The organism is Streptococcus sp. oral taxon 061, from assembly GCF_964211575.1.
Classification (GTDB): domain Bacteria; phylum Bacillota; class Bacilli; order Lactobacillales; family Streptococcaceae; genus Streptococcus.
In genome coordinates this window covers 21,297-42,805 of the sequence record NZ_CAXOQQ010000002.1, presented here as the reverse complement: position 1 = coordinate 42,805, position 21,509 = coordinate 21,297, and the positions used below count along the sequence as shown (strand labels likewise).

Sequence of the window (21,509 nt, the reverse complement as noted above, 5' to 3'; positions counted from 1 at the left end):
CTTCTATTATACCATAGAAAAAGTAAATAGCGCCTAATCCATATGAGATTAGACGCTTGATTAAACTTTTAATTTATAAAATATTTATCAATCGAGTGATTGAACTTTCCTACCATCAATCAATTCCAAGTCTTTTTATCCATATTTGGCAAAGAGAGCTTAAACTTAATAATACAGAGTCGAATCACAAAACCGACAATTGAGAGAATGATAAAAGCAGTGATTCTTGGAAAGTGAAGGACAAAGGCCAACCAGTAATAAATAACGCCAATTACAAAAGATAGAAGGGCATAGATGTCCTCTTTTAGAACACTTGGAACTTCATTAATCAAAAGATCTCGGATGATACCTCCGCCGGCACCTGTTAAACAGGCCAAAATCCCTGCAGACATCAAGTTCAATTTACTATCAGCTAAAGCTGTAGCCCCGATTAGAGAGAAGATAATCAATCCAATCGAATCAAAGATGAGATAGGTTTCTCTCAGCCACTTATAGAATTTTTTTTCTTGACTAGCATTGGCTTGTTTTGATGTCACAAAGGCATACATAATAACAGCTACAAGGATAGAGACATAAATCGATCCAGGATCTGCGAGAGCGGAGGGAAAACGACTGATAATAGAATCTCTTAAAATACCTCCGCCTACTGCCGTTACAATTGCCAATAAACTAATGCCAAAAATATCTAAACGTTTACCAAATCCTTTGATGGCTCCTGACGCCGCAAAGGCTATAGTCCCAATATAATTACAAATCATTAGGAATAGGTCAAAATCCATGTAAGCTCCTCAATTTGTTTTTGTAACCTTTCTGACTTCTTGAAGGTTATTCTAAATACTTTAGCTTGAAATGTTATATTGAAAACAAACTAAGCATCCATATTCTCTAAATCTTTTAGTTTAACAGAGACAATCTTAGAAACACCAGATTCTTGCATAGTTACTCCATAAATAGAGTCTGCGGCTGCCATGGTTCCCTTACGGTGGGTAACAACGATAAATTGACTATCCTTGTCAAACCGATTGAGGTAATCCCCAAAGCGTTTAACGTTAGCCTCGTCTAGCGCGGCCTCAACCTCATCTAAAATTACAAATGGAATAGTCTTAACACGAATGATTGAGAAGAGCAAAGCTAGAGCTGACAAAGCCTTCTCCCCACCACTCATGAGATTGAGAGATTGGATTTTCTTACCTGGTGGTTGCACAGAGATTTCGACACCTGCAGTCAATAAATCTCCTTCTGTCAGAATTAGGTCTGCTTGACCACCACCAAACATCTGCTTGAAAGTCACTTTAAAGGACTCACGAATAGCTTCGAATGTTGATTTAAATCGTTCTTTCACTTCATCGTTCATCTCTGTAATGGTTTCAAGAAGCAAATTCTTAGCAGAAAGAATATCATCTCGTTGAATATTTAAGAACTCCAAACGTTCGTGTACTTCGTCAAACTGTTCAATAGCATCCAAATTGACCGGACCAAGTGAACGAATGGATTTTTCCAAATCCTTAACCTTTTGTTCAGCGATTGCCAAATCTTCCAACGGATTGGCTTGCACCAAAGCTTCTGTATAACTAATCTGGTATTCTTCAGTCAGTTGACCTTGAAGATAGTGAAGACGATCTATAATCTTCTCTTTAGTCGCTTCCGCACGTGTTTGCTTACGAATCCATTCTTCATTTTGCTGACGAGCTTGTTCTAAATGACTTGCAATATCATCCAGTTGTCCCTCAATGTCGTCGAGTTCAAACTGCTTACGAATGAGTCCCTGTTGAATTTCTTCTTTTTGACTCTTGGCTTCTGCTTCCTGCTTGGCCAAAAGTTCTGTATCAACTTTTTCAAGATTGTCTACTTTTTCTTGCAAAAGACGTTCAATCTCTTCTTGTTCGATATTGAGGTTCTCAAGTTCTTTGTTAATCCGTTCAATATCGGCAACTTCGTAACGTTTTCGCCCTATCATTTCTGTTTTGAGCAGACGTTCTTGAGAAAGTTTATCCTGCAAGTTTTGGTAGCGTTCCTGAATAGCATTTTTATTGGACTTGATTTCTTCGATTTCAGATTCCAGCTTTTGTTTTTCAGTTGCAATAATTGCGAGACGTTCTTGGCATTTTTCCTTTTCAGCTTGCCAATCTCCAACTCTGAGATTAGTTAATTCTTGCTCCTGAAGTTTCAAGAGTGTCTCAAGTTCTTCGACCTGCTGGCTAGTTTGTTGATAAGCTAAGTACAAGCCTTGTTCCTGGATACGAACTTGCTCTCCCTGGTACTTAATGGTCTCCAAAGTTTGACTCAGGTTATTTAATTGTTCTTGAGCAATTTTTAGTTTTTCTTCTTCCTGACGAAGAAGTTTTTCTTCTTGAGCAATCTCTTTTTGCAACTGTTCTAATTCAGGCTTGATGAAAATACTGTTATTTTGACGATTGGCACCACCAGCATAAGAACCACCTGTTCGCAATTCTGTACCATCTAGCGTTACCATCCGAACCTGATAGCGCACTTTACGAGCTGCATCACGCGCATGCTCTACCGTATCAAAGATTGCTGTTGTAGCTAGCAAGTTTTTAAAAATAGCTTCATGCTTGGCATCAAAAGTAACCAATTCATCTGCCATTCCAAGAAAACCTGGACTTGCTGCAATCATCTCTTGGTTCTGACTAGAAATGCTACGAGCCTTGATGGTTGTTAAAGGTAGGAAAGTCGCACGACCAGATCGGTTTCGCTTAAGGAAATCAATAGCCTTAGTCGCAGCCTGTTCATCTTCAACGATGATATGTTGGCTACTTGCCCCGAGGGCGATTTCAAGAGCTGTTTGATAACGAACATCAAAAGTTAAATGTTCACTGACCGCTCCGATAATACCGCCCAGGCGATTTTTTTCTTGTAGAACACTCTTAACACCCGCATAGAAATTACTATGGTTTTTAAGAATGTTTTCCAGACTTTGCGCCTTAGCCTGCTTGTTTTTCAGACTATCCAAACGGTCAAAAAGTTGATTTTGCTGACTTTGATAAGCCTGCTTTTGCTCTTCTTCTTGTTTAGCATGCGTCTGATAGTCAGCAAGCAAGGCCTGTACTTTTTCTTTTGCTGATTTTAGATCAGCCTCTTGTTCACTTGCCTTAGACTTGGCAGAAGCTAATTGTTCCTTCAAGGACTCCAATTGTTCTTCTTGCTTTTGAGTCTGTTGGCGACTATTCTCAAGATCATTTTCAATCCGTGTCAACTGGTTAGAGACATCCGCTTCTTCCTGCAAGAAAGCAACAAAGCGCTCACGCAGTTGCTCAATCATCTGATCTGGATCATCAGAAAATGCTACTAACTCAGCTTCTAAACGATTGAGTTCTTTCGTATTGAGAGCTAGATTTTCTTCTAACTGACTGAGACTTGCTTCTTTTTCTTCCTTCTCTTGAATGAGAACATTTCTCTTTTCATCCAAACTAGCCAAACGAGCTTGAGCCTCTTGTTGATTGAGAGCAACCTGCTCTGTCTCCAGTTTAGACAAGGCCAATTTACGTTCTAAATCACTGATTAGAGCAGTCAAATCCATCAAACTAGTTTGATCTTTAGCCATCTCTGCTTGTAAATCTTGTCTCTGCTTCTTGAGAGATTGATTTTCAAGTTCTAGTGACTCGCGTTTTTGATAATAACTAGTCAACAGTTCTTGGACTTGGTTTAATTCTTCTTCTGTTAGATCCAATTCAGCCTTATTGGCTTGAATTTGTGCAACCAAAACGTCCAAGTAGATTGCCTTACGCTGACCATCTAATTCTATAAATTTTCTAGCTGTTGCTGCTTGCTTTTCTAAGGGCTTGATTTGATTGTCTAACTCATAGATGATATCTTCCAAGCGGTCTAAATTGTCTTGAGTTTGTTGGAGTTTACTTTCTGTCTCTTTGCGACGAGTTTTATATTTTAAAACTCCCGCCGCTTCTTCAAAGATAGCGCGACGTTCCTCAGGTTTGGAGTTGAAGATTTCTTCGACCTTCCCTTGGGAAATAATGGAGAAGGAATCACGTCCAAGTCCGGTATCTAAGAAAAGATCATGAATATCACGAAGACGAACTTTTTTACCGTCAATCTTGTATTCACTGTCTCCAGTACGATAGATGTGACGCTCCACCTTGATTTCCTGTCCTGCATCCTTGATGAAACCATCCTGGTTATCTAGAGTAACAACTACAGAAGCATAGTTTAATGGTTTTCTACTTTCTGTTCCTGCAAAGATAACATCAGGCATCTTCCCTCCACGAAGACTTTTGACACTGGATTCCCCAAGAGCCCAGCGTAAACTTTCTGTGATGTTAGATTTTCCAGAACCATTGGGTCCTACAACTGCTGTTACTCCTTGGTCAAAAACAACCTTGGTTTTATCAGCAAAGGACTTAAACCCCTGAATCTCAATTTCTTTTAAATACATGAATCCAGTCCTTCCTCAACTGCATTTTTAGCGGCTTCTTGTTCGGCCAATTTTTTAGATCGTCCTTGACCCCTACCTAAACTTTGACCCTCGACAAGAACTTCAACCTCAAACATCTTATCATGGGCAGGACCATTTTCCGAAATCACCTGATAACGAATATCGACATCACCATTGACTTGGAGTAATTCTTGAAGGTGGGTCTTGTAGTCTTTAATCATTTCAAAGTCACCGGCCTCAACCTTTGGAATCATGACTTGGTAGATAAACTCTTTTACCGTAAGTAGATCCTTATCTAAAAGCAGGGCACCCAAAAAGGCTTCGAAAGCATCTCCCAAGATGGTATCTCGATTACGGCCTCCAGATTTTTCCTCTCCCTTACCTAGCTTGATAAACTGGTCAAACTGGCAGTCACGGGCAAAACCAGCCAAACTCTCTTCACGTACAATCATGGCACGGAGTTTAGACAGGTCACCTTCTGGTTTTTTAGGATATTTTTTGTACAGATATTCTGAAATCAATAATTGCAGAACAGCGTCTCCTAAAAATTCCAAGCGTTCATTGTGTGAAATTTTTAAGAGGCGGTGCTCATTGGCGTAACTTGTGTGAGTAAAAGCAGTTTCAAGTAATTGTTTATCTGAAAAAACAAGCCCAAAACGTTGCTCTAACACGGTTTCTAATTCTCTCATAAGAACCTCTTTCTAAAACATTATAATCCTATCCATTATATCAAAAAAAGACCTTATCGTCAGAAAATAAGAGTAAAAAAATTTAATTACAACTTCTATCTAAAAACTATCCCTAGCTAGCGAATCAGGCTATTTTTTGGTATAATAAATCTTATGGAAATTGAAAAAACCAATCGAATGAATGCTCTGTTTGAATTTTATGCAGCCCTTTTGACTGATAAGCAGATGAACTATATCGAGCTCTACTATGCAGACGACTATAGTTTAGCTGAAATTGCAGAAGAGTTCGGCGTTAGTCGTCAGGCTGTTTATGATAATATCAAACGAACGGAAAAAATTCTGGAAGATTATGAGATGAAACTCCATATGTACTCTGATTACATTGTCCGCAGTCAGATTTTTGACCAGATCATTGAGCGCTATCCAGAGGATACTTTTCTACAAGAGCAAGTTGAGATTTTAACAAGTATTGATAATAGAGAATAAGAGGAATAAATATGGCATTTGAAAATTTAACAGAACGTTTGCAGAACGTCTTTAAAAATCTACGTAAAAAAGGAAAAATTACCGAGAGCGATATCCAAGAAGCAACCAAGGAAATTCGTCTGGCTCTTTTAGAAGCCGACGTTGCTTTGCCAGTGGTTAAGGACTTTATCAAGAAAGTTCGTGAACGTGCCATTGGGCACGAAGTCATTGATACCCTCAACCCAGCTCAACAAATCATCAAGATTGTTAATGAAGAGTTGACGGAAGTTCTTGGTTCTGATACAGCTGAGATTATCAAGTCTCCAAAAATCCCAACCATTATCATGATGGTCGGTTTGCAAGGGGCTGGTAAAACAACCTTCGCTGGAAAACTTGCTAACAAACTCAAAAAGGAAGAGGATGCTCGTCCTCTGATGATTGCGGCCGACATCTATCGTCCTGCTGCTATTGACCAGCTTAAAACACTAGGACAACAAATTGATGTTCCTGTCTTTGCTCTTGGAACTGAAGTTCCTGCAGTGGAGATTGTTCGCCAAGGTTTGGAGCAAGCTAAAGCCAACCATAACGACTATGTCTTGATTGATACGGCTGGTCGTTTACAAATCGACGAGCTTCTCATGAATGAGCTTCGTGATGTTAAAGCTCTTGCTCAACCAAATGAAATCCTTCTCGTCATCGATGCCATGATCGGTCAAGAAGCTGCTAACGTTGCGCGAGAATTTAACGCTCAATTAGAAGTTACCGGTGTCATCCTTACCAAGATTGACGGGGACACTCGTGGTGGTGCTGCCCTTTCTGTTCGTCATATCACAGGAAAACCAATCAAGTTCACTGGTACTGGTGAAAAGATTACCGATATTGAAACTTTCCACCCTGACCGCATGGCCAGCCGTATTCTCGGTATGGGAGATATGCTGACTCTGATTGAGAAAGCTTCCCAAGAATACGATGAGCAAAAAGCCCTTGAAATGGCTGAGAAGATGCGAGAAAACACCTTTGATTTCAACGATTTCATCGATCAGTTGGATCAGGTGCAAAATATGGGGCCAATGGAAGATTTGCTCAAGATGATTCCTGGTATGGCCAACAATCCTGCCCTTCAAAATATGAAGGTGGATGAAAAACAAATCGCTCGCAAACGTGCTATCGTCTCATCCATGACTCCTGAAGAACGTGAAAATCCAGATTTGCTCACTCCAAGCCGTCGTCGTCGTATTGCAGCTGGTTCTGGTAATACCTTTATCGATGTCAACAAGTTCATCAAAGACTTTAACCAAGCCAAACAACTCATGCAAGGTGTCATGTCTGGTGACATGAACAAGATGATGAAGCAAATGGGCATCAACCCTAACAACCTTCCTAAAAATATGCCTGGTGGCATGGATATGTCAGCCCTTGAAGGTATGATGGGACAAGGTGGTATGCCGGATATGTCTGCTCTTGGAGGAGCCGGAATGCCTGATATGAGCCAGATGCTCGGTGGAGGTCTCAAGGGTAAAATCGGTGAATTTGCTATGAAGCAATCCATGAAACGCATGGCCAATAAAATGAAAAAAGCTAAGAAAAAACGCAAATAAAAGGGACTCAACTGAGTCCTTTTTATTGTTCATTTCTAAGTTTCTCTAAAGTCTCTTTAAAGATAGCGGGAATATCAGCAGTAAATTCCATAGTTTCACCAGTTCTTGGATGGGTAAATCCTAGCGTCTTGGCATGGAGAAATTGCCCATGTCCCTTTAGGGTTTTACGAGGTCCATAAACCTCATCACCAGCGACAGGATGACCGATATAAGCCATGTGCACACGGATCTGATGAGTTCGTCCTGTTTCCAGTTGCAACTCTAATAAAGAATAGTCACCAAAGCGTTCTAAGACTTGGAAACGTGTCACTGCTGGTTTTCCTTTGGCAGTCACAGCTTGTTTCTTGCGGTCTTTTTCGCTACGACCAATCGGCGCCTCAATGACACCTCGGTCATTTGGAAGATTACCATGAACAATAGCCCAATATTTTCGAAGAGATTTCTTGTCTTTCAATTCTTGAGCCAGGGCCATGTGAGCTTCATCATTTTTAGCAATCATAAGAAGCCCAGATGTGTCCTTATCGATACGATGGACAATTCCTGGGCGCAGCACACTATTGATTCCTGATAAGTCTTTGATATGATACATAAGGGCATTCACCAAGGTACCACTGGTATGACCAGCGCTTGGATGAACGACCATCCCTTGAGGTTTATTGACTACTGCTACATCCTCATCTTGATAAATGATTTCTAAAGGAATATCTTCAGCTACATACTCCAAAACCTCTGGTTCGGGAACTTGATAGGTGATGATATCCCCCTCTTGGACCGTATACTTGGCTTTCTTGACCTGACCGTTGACCAAGACTTGACCAGACTTGATTTGTTCATTGGCGAGACTACGAGACAATTCTGTCAAATCTGACAAAGCCTTATCTAAACGTAGTCCACCTGTTTCAATTCTAATTTCCATTCATTTCCTCTTTTAGCATTGCAAGCAATAACACAACGACCCCTACTGTCAGATAACTATCAGCCACATTGAAAATCGCAAAACTGATAAAGTCTAAGTGAAACATATCCACGACAAATCCTTGGCTAATGCGATCAATGAAGTTTCCCAGACCGCCTGCAATAATCAGAACCAATCCAAAGACTGTCCAGAGGGAATCCTCTATATGCTTGTGCAAATACCAGATAGCCCCTGCCATAACTACTAGAGTAATCACCGCAAAAAACCACTGTTGATCTTGAAGCATAGAAAAAGCTGCCCCCCTATTTTGCAGATAGGTTAAACTAACTAGATTTGGGATCCATGATTTGATTTCACCAAGAGCAATATTCTGAACGACATAAGCTTTTACCAATTGATCTAACACGATTAAGGCTGCTATGATCCCTGCTACTATTCCTCTTTTTTTCATGCTTTCCTCTTCTGATCAAAATACTCTTGCATAACTTCTACAAATAAGGTTCCCGCTGGACTCAAGTCTACTTCTTCACGTTTCACATAAACCATGCGATTATTGAGATTATCATTTAGTGGAATAACGGTGATCCCGTTCACGCTATCGCTATCCAAGAATCCAGAACCAGTCGCATAAGCATTTGTTCTTTCAAGAATTCCATTTAAAGTAGCGCGGTCTGTTACGTTAAACATCTGAGAGCTGGCACTTGTGTCCACAAAGTTCTCTGAGTAATAAAGATACTCATCTTTTTCCTGTGTGAATCGAACTGTTGGCAAATCTGCCAAATCCTCCATAACCAACTCTTTTTTCTTGGCTAAAGGATGTCCTTCACGAAGATAGATATGCGTCTGGAAAGGAATCAACTCAATCACTTCAAGGCCTAACTTTTCAACCCGTTGCATGATACCCTTTTGGTTTTGATTGTTGAGGTAAATAATCCCAATCTCACTATGACCTTGGGCTACTTCATCCAAAATCTGAACAGTTGTAGATTCAAAAATACGGAAATTTTTATAGTCTGGGTACCTTTGAGAAAAAGTTGTGATAGTCGGTGGCAAGAAATCATAGTGCTGGCTGGATATTGAAAACTCATCCTTTTCCTCTTCAGGATTGGCATACTGGTTCTGGAAAATATCAAATCCTTTAACCAACTCTTGGGCCTTTTCATAAAATTCCATTCCACGACGAGTAAGAAAGGTACCCGAACTAGTTCTGCGGAAAATCTTGAATCCTAGCTCTTTCTCCAGATCTCTTACAGAAATAGATAGACTGGGTTGGCTAACGTACATTTTCTCAGCAGCTTCACGAAAAGTACCACTATTTGCAATAGCAACAACGTAGCGTAATTGTTGAATATTCATGATTTCTCCTTCGTTTTTTATCTTATCATTATACCATAAATAAAGCCTATCCAACAAAGGAAAATCATGAGACAGTTACTTCTAAAAAAGGAAACAAAAAAACACCTTTAAAGCTAGACCCAAAATCCAACTAAAAAGGGGTGTTATCAAATGCGATTATTTAGCTGCTGCGTAAAGCTCGTCTACTTTGTTCCAGTTGATAACTGAGAAGAAAGCTTTGATGTAGTCAGGACGAACGTTGCGATATTTCACGTAGTAGGCATGTTCCCAAACGTCCAAGCCCAAGATTGGTTTTTTACCTTCTGAGATTGGTGTATCTTGGTTTGCTGTTGAAGTCACTTCAAGTTTACCTTCTTTGTTAACAACCAACCATGCCCATCCAGAACCGAAACGAGTAGTTGCTGCTGCAGTAAATGCTGCTTGGAATTCTTCGAATGAACCAAATGTTGCATCAATTGCTGCTGCAAGTTCTGCTGAAGGAGCTGTTTTTTCAGGAGTCATCAATTCCCAGAAAAGAGCATGGTTCAAGTGGCCACCACCATTATTGATAAGAGCTTGACGAATATCTGCAGGGATAGATTCAACATCTGCAAGCAAAGCTTCAAGGTCTTCACCAATTTCAGGGTGTTTTTCAAGAGCTGCATTAGCGTTATTTACATATGCTTGGTGGTGTTTGTCATGGTGCAAATGCATCGTTTCAGCATCAATATATGGTTCCAAGGCGTCGTAAGCGTATGGAAGATCTGGTAAGATAATAGCCATCTGTAATACCTCTTTTTCTTTCTATATAAAAATGATAACGCAAACAACCTTTTTTTTCAAGTTATTTGCTCAATTTAACTGGCTGGCAATCTGTAATAGAGCCCTTTCAAATAGGTAGTTTTTCTCATAGACGCCAGTCTTGATTTGATAATCAGCCTGGATTAAATAACGAATTGCATTTTGTATGAAACCAAGTGAAATTCCTCTGGAATCACGAAGAGCAAATTTTATTTGATAGGGATTCGGATTGCGACCAAGATAGTGACCCAAACTGCTGACCATCTGTGATTCTGTCTGACCAGACTCTTGCAAAATTTTCACTTGTGTATAGAGTCTGAACTGCCCCAGCATTATGGCAATCAGTTTAATCTCATCTTCTCCCTGCAAGGTCAAATCCTTGACTAAATCACGTGCCTGATCGATCTTCTTCCCTACAATCAATTGGGTTAAATCAAAAATATTATCCTGCAAAGTCTTTGGAATGGCTTCAACAATATCTTCTTCTGTTATCAGACTACTATCCTTATAAGACAGTAAGAAGAGCAGATTTTTCTGAATTTCACTGAATTGAAAACTAGATTTGATAAGCAACTGTTCAAAGGAATTTCCATCAAAAGTAAGTCCTTGTTCCTGAGCCCACTTTTGAAAATAAGCTCGTATTTCTTGCTCTTTAGGCTCGATGGCTTCGAAAACCTTCGCATCCCTCTTGAGCAATTTGACCAAACGTCTCTTACTATCCAACTTCCCTTCAGCAAAAATGACTAGTTTACTTGAAGGTAAAGGATTTTCCAGATAGTCTTCAAAAGACTTAAGCTCATCATCAGTTAGATAGCGTTTTTTAGCAGTCGTTATGTCGAGAAAATGATCTAAAATAACAATCTTTTCATCTGCAAAGAAAGGAAGACTGACCAACTCTAGCTCCAAGCTTTTGTAGTCTACTTCTTTCATGTCAAAATAAGCAAAATTCAAATCTGCAGGATCGTAGCCGATTTGCTTGAGAACCTGTGTTTTCATGACGTCATACTGGCCTTGGTCGACCCCTGTAAACAGGGTCAAACTCGGAAGGTTCGCTAAGGACAATTTTCGACTTTCTTCTATGGCTAGCATCTATTCTCCTTTCTTTTTAGTTTCACTTTTATTTAATCAATATAATGTAATTTACCACGGAAATCATCTAGGCTTTGATAACCTTTTTCCACCATAATTTCTTTGAGTTCCTTGGTAATACGCTCAAAAGCACCTACTCCTTCTTTATGAAGAGTAGTTCCTACTTGTACCATGCTAGCACCACATAGGATATGTTCAAAAGCATCACGCCCTGTTAATACTCCACCAGTTCCAATGATTTGAATTTCTGGATTTAAGCGTTGATAAAAGGCATGGACATTAGCAAGGGCAGTAGGTTTGATGTATTCACCACCAATTCCACCAAAGCCATTCTTAGGACGAATCACGACCGACTCATCTTGAATATAAAGACCATTTCCAATAGAATTGACACAATTCACAAACTTAAGTGGATATTTGTTGAAAATTTCTGCAGCTTGGTCAAAATGTACAATATCAAAATAAGGTGGAAGCTTAATTCCTAGAGGTTTTGTAAAATACTCAAAGACTTCTGATAAGATACGATCTGTAGTTTCAAAGTCATAGGCAATCTGTGGCTTACCTGGAACATTGGGACATGAGAGATTGAGTTCAGTTAGCCCGCGGAAATCACTATCTTGAACCTTTTTTAAGATTGTATGAGTCTCCTCTGGAGACATTCCAACTAAAGACAGAAAGAAAGTACGGTTTGGTTCTTTTTCTTGTAACTCCAAAAGGTAGTTCAAGTAATAGTCTAAACCATTATTTGGCAGACCCATAGAGTTAATAGAACCAAGTGGAACATCTTGATAACGTGGTTCAGGATTTCCCTGACGAAATTCCAAGGTTGCTGTTTTAGTGACAAAGGTTCCTGCTGCTGAGTTTTTAACACCTTCCAATTCCTCAATTGTCATACAAGCAACACCTGCTGCATTCATCAAGCAATTATCAAACTCAAAACCAGCAATCTGTGTTTTTGTTGATACCATGATTCTATTCCTCCAAAATCCATTATTTCTTTATTATTATACCATACTTTGGCAGGAGCCTTTTAATAAAACTAACCCTATAAAAAGGTTTCTAATTCAACTAATAAAACTAGCTTATTCAAATTGAAAGAATTTTTAGAAAATTTATGTTTTTTTCTTTACACTAAAAATTTTTTCTGCTATAATGTCTCATGTAATAAAATATGACAACAAACAAAAGGAGAACGATATGACATCTGCTAAAGAATATATCCAAAGCGTGTTTGAAACTGTAAAAGCTCGTAACGGGCATGAGGCTGAATTTCTCCAGGCGGTTGAAGAATTCTTCAGTACTTTGGAACCTGTCTTTGAAAAACACCCTGAGTATATTGAAGAAAACATCTTGGCACGTATCACTGAACCTGAGCGCGTAATTTCTTTCCGTGTTCCTTGGGTTGACCGTGATGGAAAAGTTCAAGTTAACCGTGGTTACCGTGTTCAATTTAACTCTGCTGTTGGACCATATAAAGGCGGACTTCGTTTCCACCCAACTGTAAACCAAGGGATTTTGAAATTCCTCGGCTTCGAACAAATCTTTAAGAACGTTTTGACTGGACTTCCAATCGGTGGAGGTAAAGGTGGATCGGACTTCGATCCTAAAGGCAAAACTGATGCTGAAGTGATGCGCTTCTGCCAAAGCTTCATGGCTGAATTGCAAAAATACATCGGACCATCTCTTGATGTACCTGCTGGTGATATCGGTGTCGGTGGACGTGAAATTGGTTACCTTTACGGACAATACAAACGCCTCAACCAATTTGATGCTGGTGTCTTGACTGGTAAACCTCTTGGATTTGGTGGTAGCCTGATTCGTCCAGAAGCGACTGGTTACGGTTTGGTTTACTACACTGAAGAAATGCTCAAAGCTAACGGAAACAGCTTTGCTGGTAAGAAAGTGGTTGTTTCTGGTTCTGGTAACGTTGCTCAGTTTGCCCTTCAAAAAGCAACTGAACTTGGTGCTACAGTTATTTCTGTATCTGACTCAAATGGTTATGTCATTGATGAAAATGGTATCGACTTCGACCTTTTGTCAGATGTTAAAAACAACCGTCGTGCTCGTTTAACTGAGTACGCTGCAGAAAAACCTACTGCTACTTACTATGAAGGTTCTGTATGGACTTACACTGGTAACTACGATATCGCTCTTCCATGTGCGACTCAAAACGAGATCAACGGTGAAGCTGCGAAACGCTTGGTTGCTCAAGGAGTTATCTGTGTCTCTGAAGGAGCCAACATGCCTAGCGACCTTGAAGCTATCAAAGTCTACAAGGAAAACGGTATCCTATACGGACCTGCCAAAGCTGCCAATGCTGGTGGGGTAGCTGTATCTGCTCTTGAAATGAGCCAAAACAGCCTTCGCCTTTCATGGACACGTGAAGAAGTTGACGGTCGCTTGAAAGATATTATGACTAACATCTTCAACACAGCTAAAACAACTGCAGAAACATACGGTCTTGGTACTGACTACCTTGCAGGTGCAAATATTGCAGCCTTTGAAAACGTAGCAAATGCTATGATTGCCCAAGGTATTGTTTAATTCTAAAAATGCGCTCCTCACTATTCGTGGGGAGTTTTTCTGATGCAAAAAATACCTATCCAAATGGATAGGTATTTGCTTGATTACAATTTACCTGCTACTGCATCCAATAATTCTTGGATTTTCGCTTGGTTGCTTCCTCCTGCCATGGCCATGTCTGGTTTACCACCACCACGTCCATCGACGATTGGAGCCAATTCTTTGATGACATTACCTGCGTGCACATCTTTTGTCTTGCTGGCTACAAGAAGGTTGACCTTGTTACCGATGGCTGCGACAAGAACAAGCACATCCGAATAGTCTTTTTGTTTCCAGTTATCCGCAAAGGTACGAAGGGCACCTGCATCTGAAACAGAAACTTGGCTAGCAATGTAACGGTGTCCGTTTGCTTCTTGAACATTCTTGAAGACATCGCCAGCTGCCGCTGCTGCCGCTTTTTCCTTCAATTCAGCATTTTCTTTTTGCAATTGACGGAGTTGCTCTTGAAGTCCTTCCACCTTGTGAGGTACTTCTTTGAGTTGAGGAGCTTTCAAAGTTGTTGCGACTGCTTTCAGTGCATCTTCTTGGTCACGGTAAGCTTCAAAGGCTTCCTTACCAGTTACTGCCAAGATACGACGAGTTCCTGATCCAATACCTTCTTCTTTAACAATCTTGAAGAGGCCAATCTCAGAAGTATTACCTACGTGGGTACCACCACAAAGTTCAACTGAGTAGTCCCCGATAGTGACAACGCGAACTTCCTTACCGTATTTCTCACCAAAGAGGGCCATAGCTCCCATTTCTTTAGCGGTGTCAATGTCTGTCTCAACAGTTTCCACTGCGATGGCTTCCCAAATCTTCTCATTGACTTGTTGCTCAATAGCACGCAACTCTTCTGGAGTCACAGCTTGGAAGTGAGTGAAGTCAAAGCGTAGGAATTCTACTTCATTAAGTGAACCTGCTTGAGTAGCATGGTGGCCAAGGATATTATGAAGAGCTGCATGGAGCAAGTGAGTGGCTGTGTGGTTCTTCATGACACGGTGACGACGATTGCTATCGATGGCCAAAGTGTATTCTTGTTTCAAAGCAAGTGGCGCAAGAACTTCAACGGTATGAAGTGGTTGGCCATTTGGTGCCTTTTGTACATCTGTTACAGTCGCTACGACATTTCCTGCAGCATCCAAGATTTGACCGTGGTCCGCAACCTGTCCACCCATTTCAGCGTAGAATGGTGTTTCTGCAAAGATTAGTGATGCAGTTCCTTCTGAAACAGCTTCTACTTCAGCATTGTCTGCTACGATAGCCACTAACTTAGAAGACAATTGGCTAGCATTGTAGTTAAAGATGCTCTCAACTGTAATGTTTTGAAGGGTCTCATTTTGCATCCCCATAGATCCGCCTTTGACAGCAGATGCACGCGCACGCTCTTGTTGTTCCTTCATGGCTACTTCAAAACCTTCACGGTCTACAGTCATACCAGCTTCTTCAGCGATTTCTTCTGTCAACTCTACTGGGAATCCGTATGTATCATAGAGTTTAAAGACATCTTGACCAGCAATGACAGATTGTCCTTTTTCTTTCAAGTCTGCTACGATGCCTTGGGCAAAGTGTTGACCTGAGTGAAGGGTACGAGCAAATGACTCTTCTTCACTCTTGACAATTTTCTCAATAAAGTCACGTTTTTCAAGTACCTCTGGGTAGTAGCTTTCCATGATTTTTCCAACAGTTGGAACAAGTTTGTAAAGGAAAGGCTCATTGATACCCAATTTTTGACCATGCATAGAGGCACGACGAAGGAGACGACGGAGGACATAACCACGACCTTCATTTCCAGGAAGGGCACCATCCCCAATCGCAAATGAAAGTGAACGGATGTGGTCAGCGATGACCTTAAAGCTCATGTTGTCACCATCTTGGTCGTAAACCTTACCAGATAATTTCTCAACTTCACGGATGATTGGCATGAAGAGGTCAGTTTCAAAGTTTGTCTTAGCCCCTTGGATAACCGCCACCAAACGCTCCAAACCTGCGCCCGTATCAATGTTCTTGTGTGGCAATTCCTTGTATTCGCTACGAGGTACAGCTGGATCAGCGTTAAATTGTGACAAAACGATGTTCCAGATCTCGATATAACGGTCGTTCTCAATATCTTCCGCAAGCAAGCGAAGACCAATGTTTTCTGGGTCAAAGGCTTCCCCACGGTCAAAGAAGATTTCTGTATCTGGTCCAGAAGGTCCAGCACCAATTTCCCAGAAGTTGTCTTCGATTGGGATCAAATGACTTGGATCTACTCCCACTTCAATCCAGCGGTTGTAAGAATCTGTATCATCTGGATAGTAGGTCATGTAGAGTTTGTCTTTAGGGAAGTCAAACCACTCAGGACTTGTCAAGAGTTCATAAGCCCAGGTAATGGCTTCGTCACGGAAGTAATCTCCAATGGAGAAGTTCCCTAACATTTCAAACATGGTGTGGTGACGAGCAGTCTTCCCTACGTTTTCAATATCGTTGGTACGGATGGCTTTTTGAGCATTGGTAATACGTGGATTTTCAGGAATGATGGTTCCATCAAAGTATTTCTTAAGGGTTGCTACCCCAGAGTTGATCCACAAAAGTGTTGGGTCGTTTACTGGAACCAAGCTAACGGATGGTTCTACTGAGTGGCCTTTTGTAGCCCAGAAATCAAGCCACATTTGGCGGACTTGTGCACTAGATAATTGTTTCATATGTATCTCCTTTTTACTAATTTGATTGACTTTCTAGCATTTCCACATAGTCGATAGCGACACAGAGAGAGATGACTAGGTCAGCATAAGATTCGTCATAGACTGTTACAGTATAGGTAGAGGTTAAATGAAAAAGTTCCTTGGTAATCTCAGCAATCACTTGGTCACGATCGTCCAGCAATTTAAAATTCAAATCCCAGACATTTCCTTCGATGCGAAGGCCGAGATTGTCAAACTCATACTTATCCTTCCAGAAAGTCAACTTCTTTCGGATATAAAAATGATCTCCATTACTGAGTTGAATCTCAAAACGAGGTAGGAAAGTTAAGACTTCCTTACTAATCTCACTGACCTGTTCACCAGCAACATCATAGATGGTAAAGGTTTTAGGAATCTTAAAAAATGAACCTTCAACCTGATAGGCGACATTGCCCATTTCATCCTTGATATCAAAGCGTTCACCACCTAGGCGAAATTTTTGTTTGACAAGAAATGTTCTCATAAACACCTCCAAAAATAAAAGACAAATCCATATCACGAAGGGCGAAAAACCGCGGTACCACCTTCATTCAATGAACTTGTCATTCTTGATTCTTATGCAATTGTTACAATCGAGTAGCATGATTTTCTATCTTAGATGGCTCGCAGCACCGCCAATTCTCTGAACTAAGATGGGGAGAAAATCAATTCTCAACATTCCTATTATACTGTTTTTTTGAGTTTGAGTCAACTGGGAATAATTACATTTAAATAACCAAATCCCTATATCTCTGATTACTTTTTCAGGATATATTTTTTCTTACTACTATCACTCTTTTTATCCCAACTTTTATCCCACATTTTCGAATTGCTAAAGATAGCTACGAAAATATTTGCAAATATAAAGAACCCTATCACCAAATGTATGGAATCAGTTGTTAGATATTGCCGATCCAAGCCATCCTTTAAATGGAATAGTATAATTGTTTGGTCAACAATCAAAAAGGTTGGCCAGTAACTTTTTTTGAAAAAAGTAGACATTTTCATGATTTGTTACCGCTTTCTATTATGATAAGATTAGTATACTACTAGGAAATAAAATAAGCAAATAGGATAGTAAAAATAAACAGTTATACAAATTACGATCTATTCAAAAAACGAACCAGATTTACTGATTCGTTTTTATTTTATATACTTCTACTTCCGATACATCTTAAACTGTAGGAAGAGGTCACTGTAGATTCCTGTCCATTTATGGTCAAATTTTTCATAAACTTCTAGGTGTTTCATGGTATCTGCATCTGGATAAAAGGACTTGTCCTCTTTTGTCTCCTCTGGGAGCATTTCCTTAGCAGCGTTATTTGGTGTTGAGTAGCCGACATACTCAGCATTTTTGAGAGCATTTTCGGGTTTCAACATAAAGTTGATAAAGGCATAGGCAGCATCTTGGTTTTTAACTGTTTTGGGAATGACCATATTGTCAAACCAAAGGTTGCTGGCCTCTGTCGGTACAACATATTTGAGGTTAGGATTCTTTTCCAACATCTGGCTAGCTTCCCCTGAGAAAGTCACACCAATAGCAGCATTGTTCTGAATCATGTAGCCCTTCATCTCATCGGCAACGATGGCCTTGATATTGGGAGTCAATTTGTAGAGTTTGTCTACTGTCTCTTCTAATTGTTCAGGATCTTTGGAGTTAAGGCTATATCCAAGGGAATTGAGTCCCAGTCCCAACACCTCACGCGCCCCATCAAAAAGCATGATAGAGTTTTTGTACTCTGGTTTCCAGAGGTCGTCCCAATGTTCAGGCGCTTCTTCCACCATGGTTTCGTTGTAGACAATTCCCAAAGTTCCCCAGAAGTATGGGATTGAGTACTGGTTGTTTGGGTCAAAAGACTGGTTGAGAAACTCTGGACCAATATTCTCAATTCCCTCAATCTTGCTATAATCCAGTGGAACTAGAAGGTCTTCATCCTTCATCTTGTTAATCATGTACTCACTTGGGATGGCAATATCATAGGTTGTCCCACCCTGCTTGATTTTCGTGTACATGGCTTCGTTGGAGTCAAAGGTTTCGTACTGGACTTGAATTCCAGTTTCTTCTGTAAATTTCTCCAGAAGTTCAGGGTCGATATAATCTCCCCAGTTGTAGATGACCAATTTTTGACTATCACGACTATTGATTTTACTATCAAGATGATGGGAAATTCCCCACAAGACAAGGATAATGGCTAAAATTCCTGCTAAAAATGAATAGAGTCGTTTCATGCTTTCTCCTCCTTCTCACGTGAAATGAAGTAATATCCAACTACTAGGATAATACTAAAGAGAAAGACCAAGGCTGAAAGAGCATTGATTTCTAGCGAAATTCCCTTACGAGCCCGAGAGTAAATCTCGACTGAGAGGGTTGAAAATCCATTCCCTGTTACAAAGAAGGTCACGGCAAAGTCATCCAATGAATAGGTGAAAGCCATAAAGTAACCTGCAATGATAGACGGCGTTAAGTAAGGAAGCATAATTTCCTTAAACATCTGGAACTGGCTAGCTCCAAGGTCATAGGCCGCATGAATCATATCCCCATTCATCTCTTTCAATCGAGGCAAGACCATGAGCACTACGATAGGAATGGAGAAGGCCACGTGACTAGACAGAACTGTCAAAAATCCAAGTGAAAACTTGAGTTGGGTAAAAAGAATCAAGAAGCTGGCACCAATCATAACGTCAGGCGCAACCATGAGGATATTATTGAGTGATAAAAAGGCTTCTTGGTATTTTTTACGAGACTGATAGATATAGATAGCACCGAAAGTCCCGATAATGGTCGCAATCAAGGCTGATAAAAAGGCCAAGAAAAAGGTTTGGGTGAGGATCAACATGAGACGACCATCACCAAACATGGTTTTAAAATGGCTCAAGCTAAAGCCTGTAAAACTGTTCATATCATCGCCAGCATTAAAGGCATAGCCAATCAAGTAAAAGATTGGCAAATATAGGATGATAAAGACAAAGGCAAGGTAGAGATTGGCAAATTTTTTCATGGTTCTCTCCTTTCCTTAGTCACCCACATGGTGATGAACATGGTCAGGATGAGGATCACACCGATGGTTGAACCCATACCGTAGTTGTCATTTGTCAGGAAGTTCTGCTCAATAGCCGTTCCCAGTGTGATAACGCGGTTCCCACCAATCAAACGTGTCAGCATGAAGAGACTCAAGCTGGGGATAAAGACCGACTGAACCCCACTTCTCACACCATTCATAGAGAGAGGGAAGATGACATGACGGAAGGTTTCCCACTTGGTCGCACCGAGGTCATAGCTGGCGTTGATGAGATTATTGTCCATATCATCCAAGATATTGAAAATCGGCAAAATCATAAAGGGAAGCTCGATATAGCTTGCGACGAAGATAAAGGAGAAATCGGTAAAGAGCAACTGCTGCGAACCGATTCCGATGAATTCCAAGAATTGGTTAATGGAGCCATTTTGACCAAAAATCCCGATAAAGGCATAGGCTTTAAGGAGCAAATTGATCCAGGTTGGCAAGATAATCAGCATGAGCCAGAGGTGACGGTGCTTAAGACGAGTCAAAAAGAGGGCTGTTGGATAACTGATGAGTAGCGTCACTAGGGTCACAATCCCTGCATAGAGCACAGAGTTGAAGCTCATTTTAAGATAGGTCAAGTTTTGTGATGCAAAGTAGGATTTATAGTTTTCTAAACTAAACTGGCCTTCAATGTTGAAAAAGGATTGATCGAAAATCAAGACCAAGGGGGCGAGAACAAAGAGGGCAATCCAAAGCATGTAGGGCACTACAAAGAGTTTAGAGGTTGTTTTCTTCATCTCTTTCCTCCTCGATTGCGTTAATCAGACCTGCTTCTTGCTCTTCGATTTCTACGTATTCTTCAATACGAGCATCGAACTCTTCTTCGGTTTCGTTGAGACGCATGATGTGGATGTCTTCTGGTTCAAAATCCAGACCGATTTCCTCGCCAACGATGGCCTTACGGGTCGAGTGAATCATCCATTCATTTCCGAGCTCGTCATAGGCGATAATCTCGTAATGAACCCCACGGAAAAGCTGAGTATCCACCTTAACTTGGAGCTTGCCTTCTTCAGGAAGGGTAATGCGCAAATCCTCTGGACGAATGACAACCTCAACAGGCTCATTTGGCTTCATCCCACCGTCGACCGCTTCAAATCGTTTGCCATTGAACTCAACCAAGTAGTCCTCGATCATGGTTCCTGGCAAGATATTTGATTCACCAATAAAGGTGGCTACAAAGTGGTTGATTGGCTCATCGTAGATGTCTACGGGTGTCCCAGACTGAACAATCTCACCGTCATTCATAACGAAAATCCAGTCACTCATGGCCAGAGCTTCTTCCTGATCGTGAGTAACAAAAACAAAGGTGATACCTAAGCGTTGTTGCAGTTCACGTAGTTCGTACTGCATGTCTGTCCGCAACTTCAAGTCAAGTGCTGACAAAGGCTCATCCAAGAGTACTACACGAGGCTGATTGATAATCGCACGCGCAATAGCTACACGCTGACGTTGTCCTCCAGATAACCTACGGATAGAACGCTTTTCATATCCTTCAAGCTGTACCATCTTGAGAACTTCTAAGACACGTTTTTCGATTTCTTTTTTATCGACCTTTCGCAATCGCAATGGAAAGGCAACATTTTCAAAGACATTCATGTGCGGGAACAAGGCGTAAGATTGGAAGACCGTGTGAACATCGCGCTTATTGGTCGGGATGTCATTGATACGAACACCGTCTAGCAAAATATCACCCGTCGTTGCATCTAGCAAGCCTGCGATAATATTTAGGATGGTTGATTTTCCTGAACCAGAAGCTCCTAGCAGGGTATAAAATTTTCCTTCTTCCAACTCAAAGTTAATATCCTTGAGAACCTTAGTGTCACTATCTTCAAAAACTTTAGAAACGTTTCTGAATTCGATAATTGGTTTTTTCAATTCC

19 protein-coding genes are annotated in these 21,509 nt (G+C 40.6%); 3 read left to right on the top strand and 16 right to left on the bottom strand.

The window, feature by feature from the left end; translation table 11 throughout:
* Nucleotides 1-119 precede the first annotated feature (119 nt).
* The 3 genes from AB8E63_RS01820 to rnc form a co-directional block, all read right to left on the bottom strand.
* Nucleotides 120-779 carry a trimeric intracellular cation channel family protein gene (locus AB8E63_RS01820; RefSeq protein WP_368909672.1) on the bottom strand — a complete coding sequence of 220 codons (660 nt, stop codon included), beginning with the start codon at nt 777-779 and terminating at the stop codon, nt 120-122.
* 89 nt (nt 780-868) lie between these two features.
* Nucleotides 869-4,408, bottom strand: a complete 3,540-nt coding sequence (gene smc / locus AB8E63_RS01815) for a chromosome segregation protein SMC (RefSeq protein WP_368909670.1) — start codon at nt 4,406-4,408, stop codon at nt 869-871.
* Entirely contained in the window at nt 4,399-5,097 is a 699-nt protein-coding gene (gene rnc / locus AB8E63_RS01810) for a ribonuclease III (RefSeq protein ID WP_368909669.1), read from the bottom strand. Before rnc ends, smc begins: the two co-directional genes overlap by 10 nt.
* Before the next feature lie 153 nt (nt 5,098-5,250).
* On the opposite strand from rnc, the gene AB8E63_RS01805 reads away from it, so the two are divergent.
* Entirely contained in the window at nt 5,251-5,583 is a 333-nt protein-coding gene (locus AB8E63_RS01805) for a putative DNA-binding protein (RefSeq protein ID WP_070678085.1), read from the top strand.
* A gap of 11 nt (nt 5,584-5,594) precedes the next feature.
* Nucleotides 5,595-7,160 (top strand): signal recognition particle protein, encoded by a 1,566-nt coding sequence (gene ffh, locus AB8E63_RS01800; protein ID WP_075231685.1) that lies wholly within the window; start codon nt 5,595-5,597, stop codon nt 7,158-7,160.
* Nucleotides 7,161-7,182: 22 nt separating this feature from the next.
* Here the strand turns inward: ffh and AB8E63_RS01795 are convergent, their stop codons facing one another.
* The 6 genes from AB8E63_RS01795 to AB8E63_RS01770 all read right to left on the bottom strand — a co-directional run bounded on the left by AB8E63_RS01795 (nt 7,183) and on the right by AB8E63_RS01770 (nt 12,269).
* On the bottom strand, nt 7,183-8,076 hold the full coding sequence (locus tag AB8E63_RS01795) for an RluA family pseudouridine synthase (RefSeq protein ID WP_368909668.1): 894 nt from the start codon (nt 8,074-8,076) through the stop codon (nt 7,183-7,185).
* Nucleotides 8,066-8,527: a signal peptidase II gene (lspA, locus tag AB8E63_RS01790; RefSeq protein WP_368909667.1), complete on the bottom strand. Its 462-nt coding sequence runs from the start codon at nt 8,525-8,527 to the stop codon at nt 8,066-8,068. The genes AB8E63_RS01795 and lspA overlap by 11 nt, the downstream gene beginning before the upstream one ends.
* Nucleotides 8,524-9,432 (bottom strand): LysR family transcriptional regulator, encoded by a 909-nt coding sequence (locus tag AB8E63_RS01785; RefSeq protein ID WP_368909666.1) that lies wholly within the window; start codon nt 9,430-9,432, stop codon nt 8,524-8,526. The genes lspA and AB8E63_RS01785 overlap by 4 nt, the downstream gene beginning before the upstream one ends.
* Nucleotides 9,433-9,588: 156 nt before the next feature.
* Complete coding sequence (gene sodA / locus AB8E63_RS01780) at nt 9,589-10,194, bottom strand: superoxide dismutase SodA (protein WP_000974725.1); 606 nt, start codon at nt 10,192-10,194, stop codon at nt 9,589-9,591.
* A gap of 69 nt (nt 10,195-10,263) precedes the next feature.
* A complete protein-coding gene (holA, locus tag AB8E63_RS01775; RefSeq protein ID WP_368909665.1) occupies nt 10,264-11,301 on the bottom strand; it encodes a DNA polymerase III subunit delta in 1,038 nt (345 codons plus the stop codon).
* A 32-nt stretch (nt 11,302-11,333) separates the two neighbouring features.
* The gene (locus AB8E63_RS01770) at nt 11,334-12,269 is read right to left on the bottom strand and encodes a dihydroorotate oxidase (RefSeq protein ID WP_368909664.1); all 936 of its coding nucleotides are present in this window, start codon (nt 12,267-12,269) and stop codon (nt 11,334-11,336) included.
* A 229-nt stretch (nt 12,270-12,498) separates the two neighbouring features.
* Between AB8E63_RS01770 and gdhA the strand changes: the two genes are divergently transcribed.
* Nucleotides 12,499-13,845, top strand: a complete 1,347-nt coding sequence (gene gdhA / locus AB8E63_RS01765; RefSeq protein WP_368909662.1) for an NADP-specific glutamate dehydrogenase — start codon at nt 12,499-12,501, stop codon at nt 13,843-13,845.
* 83 nt (nt 13,846-13,928) lie between these two features.
* On the opposite strand, the gene alaS is transcribed toward gdhA, so the two are convergent.
* The 7 genes from alaS to AB8E63_RS01730 all read right to left on the bottom strand — a co-directional run bounded on the left by alaS (nt 13,929) and on the right by AB8E63_RS01730 (nt 21,505).
* The gene (gene alaS, locus AB8E63_RS01760) at nt 13,929-16,547 is read right to left on the bottom strand and encodes an alanine--tRNA ligase (RefSeq protein ID WP_368909661.1); all 2,619 of its coding nucleotides are present in this window, start codon (nt 16,545-16,547) and stop codon (nt 13,929-13,931) included.
* Between the two features lie 16 nt (nt 16,548-16,563).
* Nucleotides 16,564-17,049: an LURP-one-related/scramblase family protein gene (locus AB8E63_RS01755; protein ID WP_045763344.1), complete on the bottom strand. Its 486-nt coding sequence runs from the start codon at nt 17,047-17,049 to the stop codon at nt 16,564-16,566.
* A 272-nt stretch (nt 17,050-17,321) separates the two neighbouring features.
* Nucleotides 17,322-17,573, bottom strand: a complete 252-nt coding sequence (locus tag AB8E63_RS01750; RefSeq protein WP_368909660.1) for a hypothetical protein — start codon at nt 17,571-17,573, stop codon at nt 17,322-17,324.
* A gap of 150 nt (nt 17,574-17,723) precedes the next feature.
* Nucleotides 17,724-18,794, bottom strand: coding sequence for an ABC transporter substrate-binding protein (locus tag AB8E63_RS01745; protein WP_368909659.1), 1,071 nt, complete (start codon nt 18,792-18,794; stop codon nt 17,724-17,726).
* The gene (locus AB8E63_RS01740) at nt 18,791-19,564 is read right to left on the bottom strand and encodes an ABC transporter permease (protein WP_368909658.1); all 774 of its coding nucleotides are present in this window, start codon (nt 19,562-19,564) and stop codon (nt 18,791-18,793) included. Before AB8E63_RS01740 ends, AB8E63_RS01745 begins: the two co-directional genes overlap by 4 nt.
* Nucleotides 19,561-20,367, bottom strand: coding sequence for an ABC transporter permease (locus AB8E63_RS01735; RefSeq protein ID WP_368909657.1), 807 nt, complete (start codon nt 20,365-20,367; stop codon nt 19,561-19,563). The genes AB8E63_RS01740 and AB8E63_RS01735 overlap by 4 nt, the downstream gene beginning before the upstream one ends.
* Nucleotides 20,348-21,505: an ABC transporter ATP-binding protein gene (locus AB8E63_RS01730; protein WP_368909656.1), complete on the bottom strand. Its 1,158-nt coding sequence runs from the start codon at nt 21,503-21,505 to the stop codon at nt 20,348-20,350. Before AB8E63_RS01730 ends, AB8E63_RS01735 begins: the two co-directional genes overlap by 20 nt.
* Between the last annotated feature and the right edge of the window lie 4 nt (nt 21,506-21,509).

Coding starts and splice junctions, on each gene's coding strand:
- AB8E63_RS01820 (WP_368909672.1), bottom strand. CDS start 779: ATGGATTTTGACCTATTCCTAATGATTTGTAATTATATTGGGACTATA.
- smc (WP_368909670.1), bottom strand. CDS start 4,408: ATGTATTTAAAAGAAATTGAGATTCAGGGGTTTAAGTCCTTTGCTGAT.
- rnc (WP_368909669.1), bottom strand. CDS start 5,097: ATGAGAGAATTAGAAACCGTGTTAGAGCAACGTTTTGGGCTTGTTTTT.
- AB8E63_RS01805 (WP_070678085.1), top strand. CDS start 5,251: ATGGAAATTGAAAAAACCAATCGAATGAATGCTCTGTTTGAATTTTAT.
- ffh (WP_075231685.1), top strand. CDS start 5,595: ATGGCATTTGAAAATTTAACAGAACGTTTGCAGAACGTCTTTAAAAAT.
- AB8E63_RS01795 (WP_368909668.1), bottom strand. CDS start 8,076: ATGGAAATTAGAATTGAAACAGGTGGACTACGTTTAGATAAGGCTTTG.
- lspA (WP_368909667.1), bottom strand. CDS start 8,527: ATGAAAAAAAGAGGAATAGTAGCAGGGATCATAGCAGCCTTAATCGTG.
- AB8E63_RS01785 (WP_368909666.1), bottom strand. CDS start 9,432: ATGAATATTCAACAATTACGCTACGTTGTTGCTATTGCAAATAGTGGT.
- sodA (WP_000974725.1), bottom strand. CDS start 10,194: ATGGCTATTATCTTACCAGATCTTCCATACGCTTACGACGCCTTGGAA.
- holA (WP_368909665.1), bottom strand. CDS start 11,301: ATGCTAGCCATAGAAGAAAGTCGAAAATTGTCCTTAGCGAACCTTCCG.
- AB8E63_RS01770 (WP_368909664.1), bottom strand. CDS start 12,269: ATGGTATCAACAAAAACACAGATTGCTGGTTTTGAGTTTGATAATTGC.
- gdhA (WP_368909662.1), top strand. CDS start 12,499: ATGACATCTGCTAAAGAATATATCCAAAGCGTGTTTGAAACTGTAAAA.
- alaS (WP_368909661.1), bottom strand. CDS start 16,547: ATGAAACAATTATCTAGTGCACAAGTCCGCCAAATGTGGCTTGATTTC.
- AB8E63_RS01755 (WP_045763344.1), bottom strand. CDS start 17,049: ATGAGAACATTTCTTGTCAAACAAAAATTTCGCCTAGGTGGTGAACGC.
- AB8E63_RS01750 (WP_368909660.1), bottom strand. CDS start 17,573: ATGAAAATGTCTACTTTTTTCAAAAAAAGTTACTGGCCAACCTTTTTG.
- AB8E63_RS01745 (WP_368909659.1), bottom strand. CDS start 18,794: ATGAAACGACTCTATTCATTTTTAGCAGGAATTTTAGCCATTATCCTT.
- AB8E63_RS01740 (WP_368909658.1), bottom strand. CDS start 19,564: ATGAAAAAATTTGCCAATCTCTACCTTGCCTTTGTCTTTATCATCCTA.
- AB8E63_RS01735 (WP_368909657.1), bottom strand. CDS start 20,367: ATGAAGAAAACAACCTCTAAACTCTTTGTAGTGCCCTACATGCTTTGG.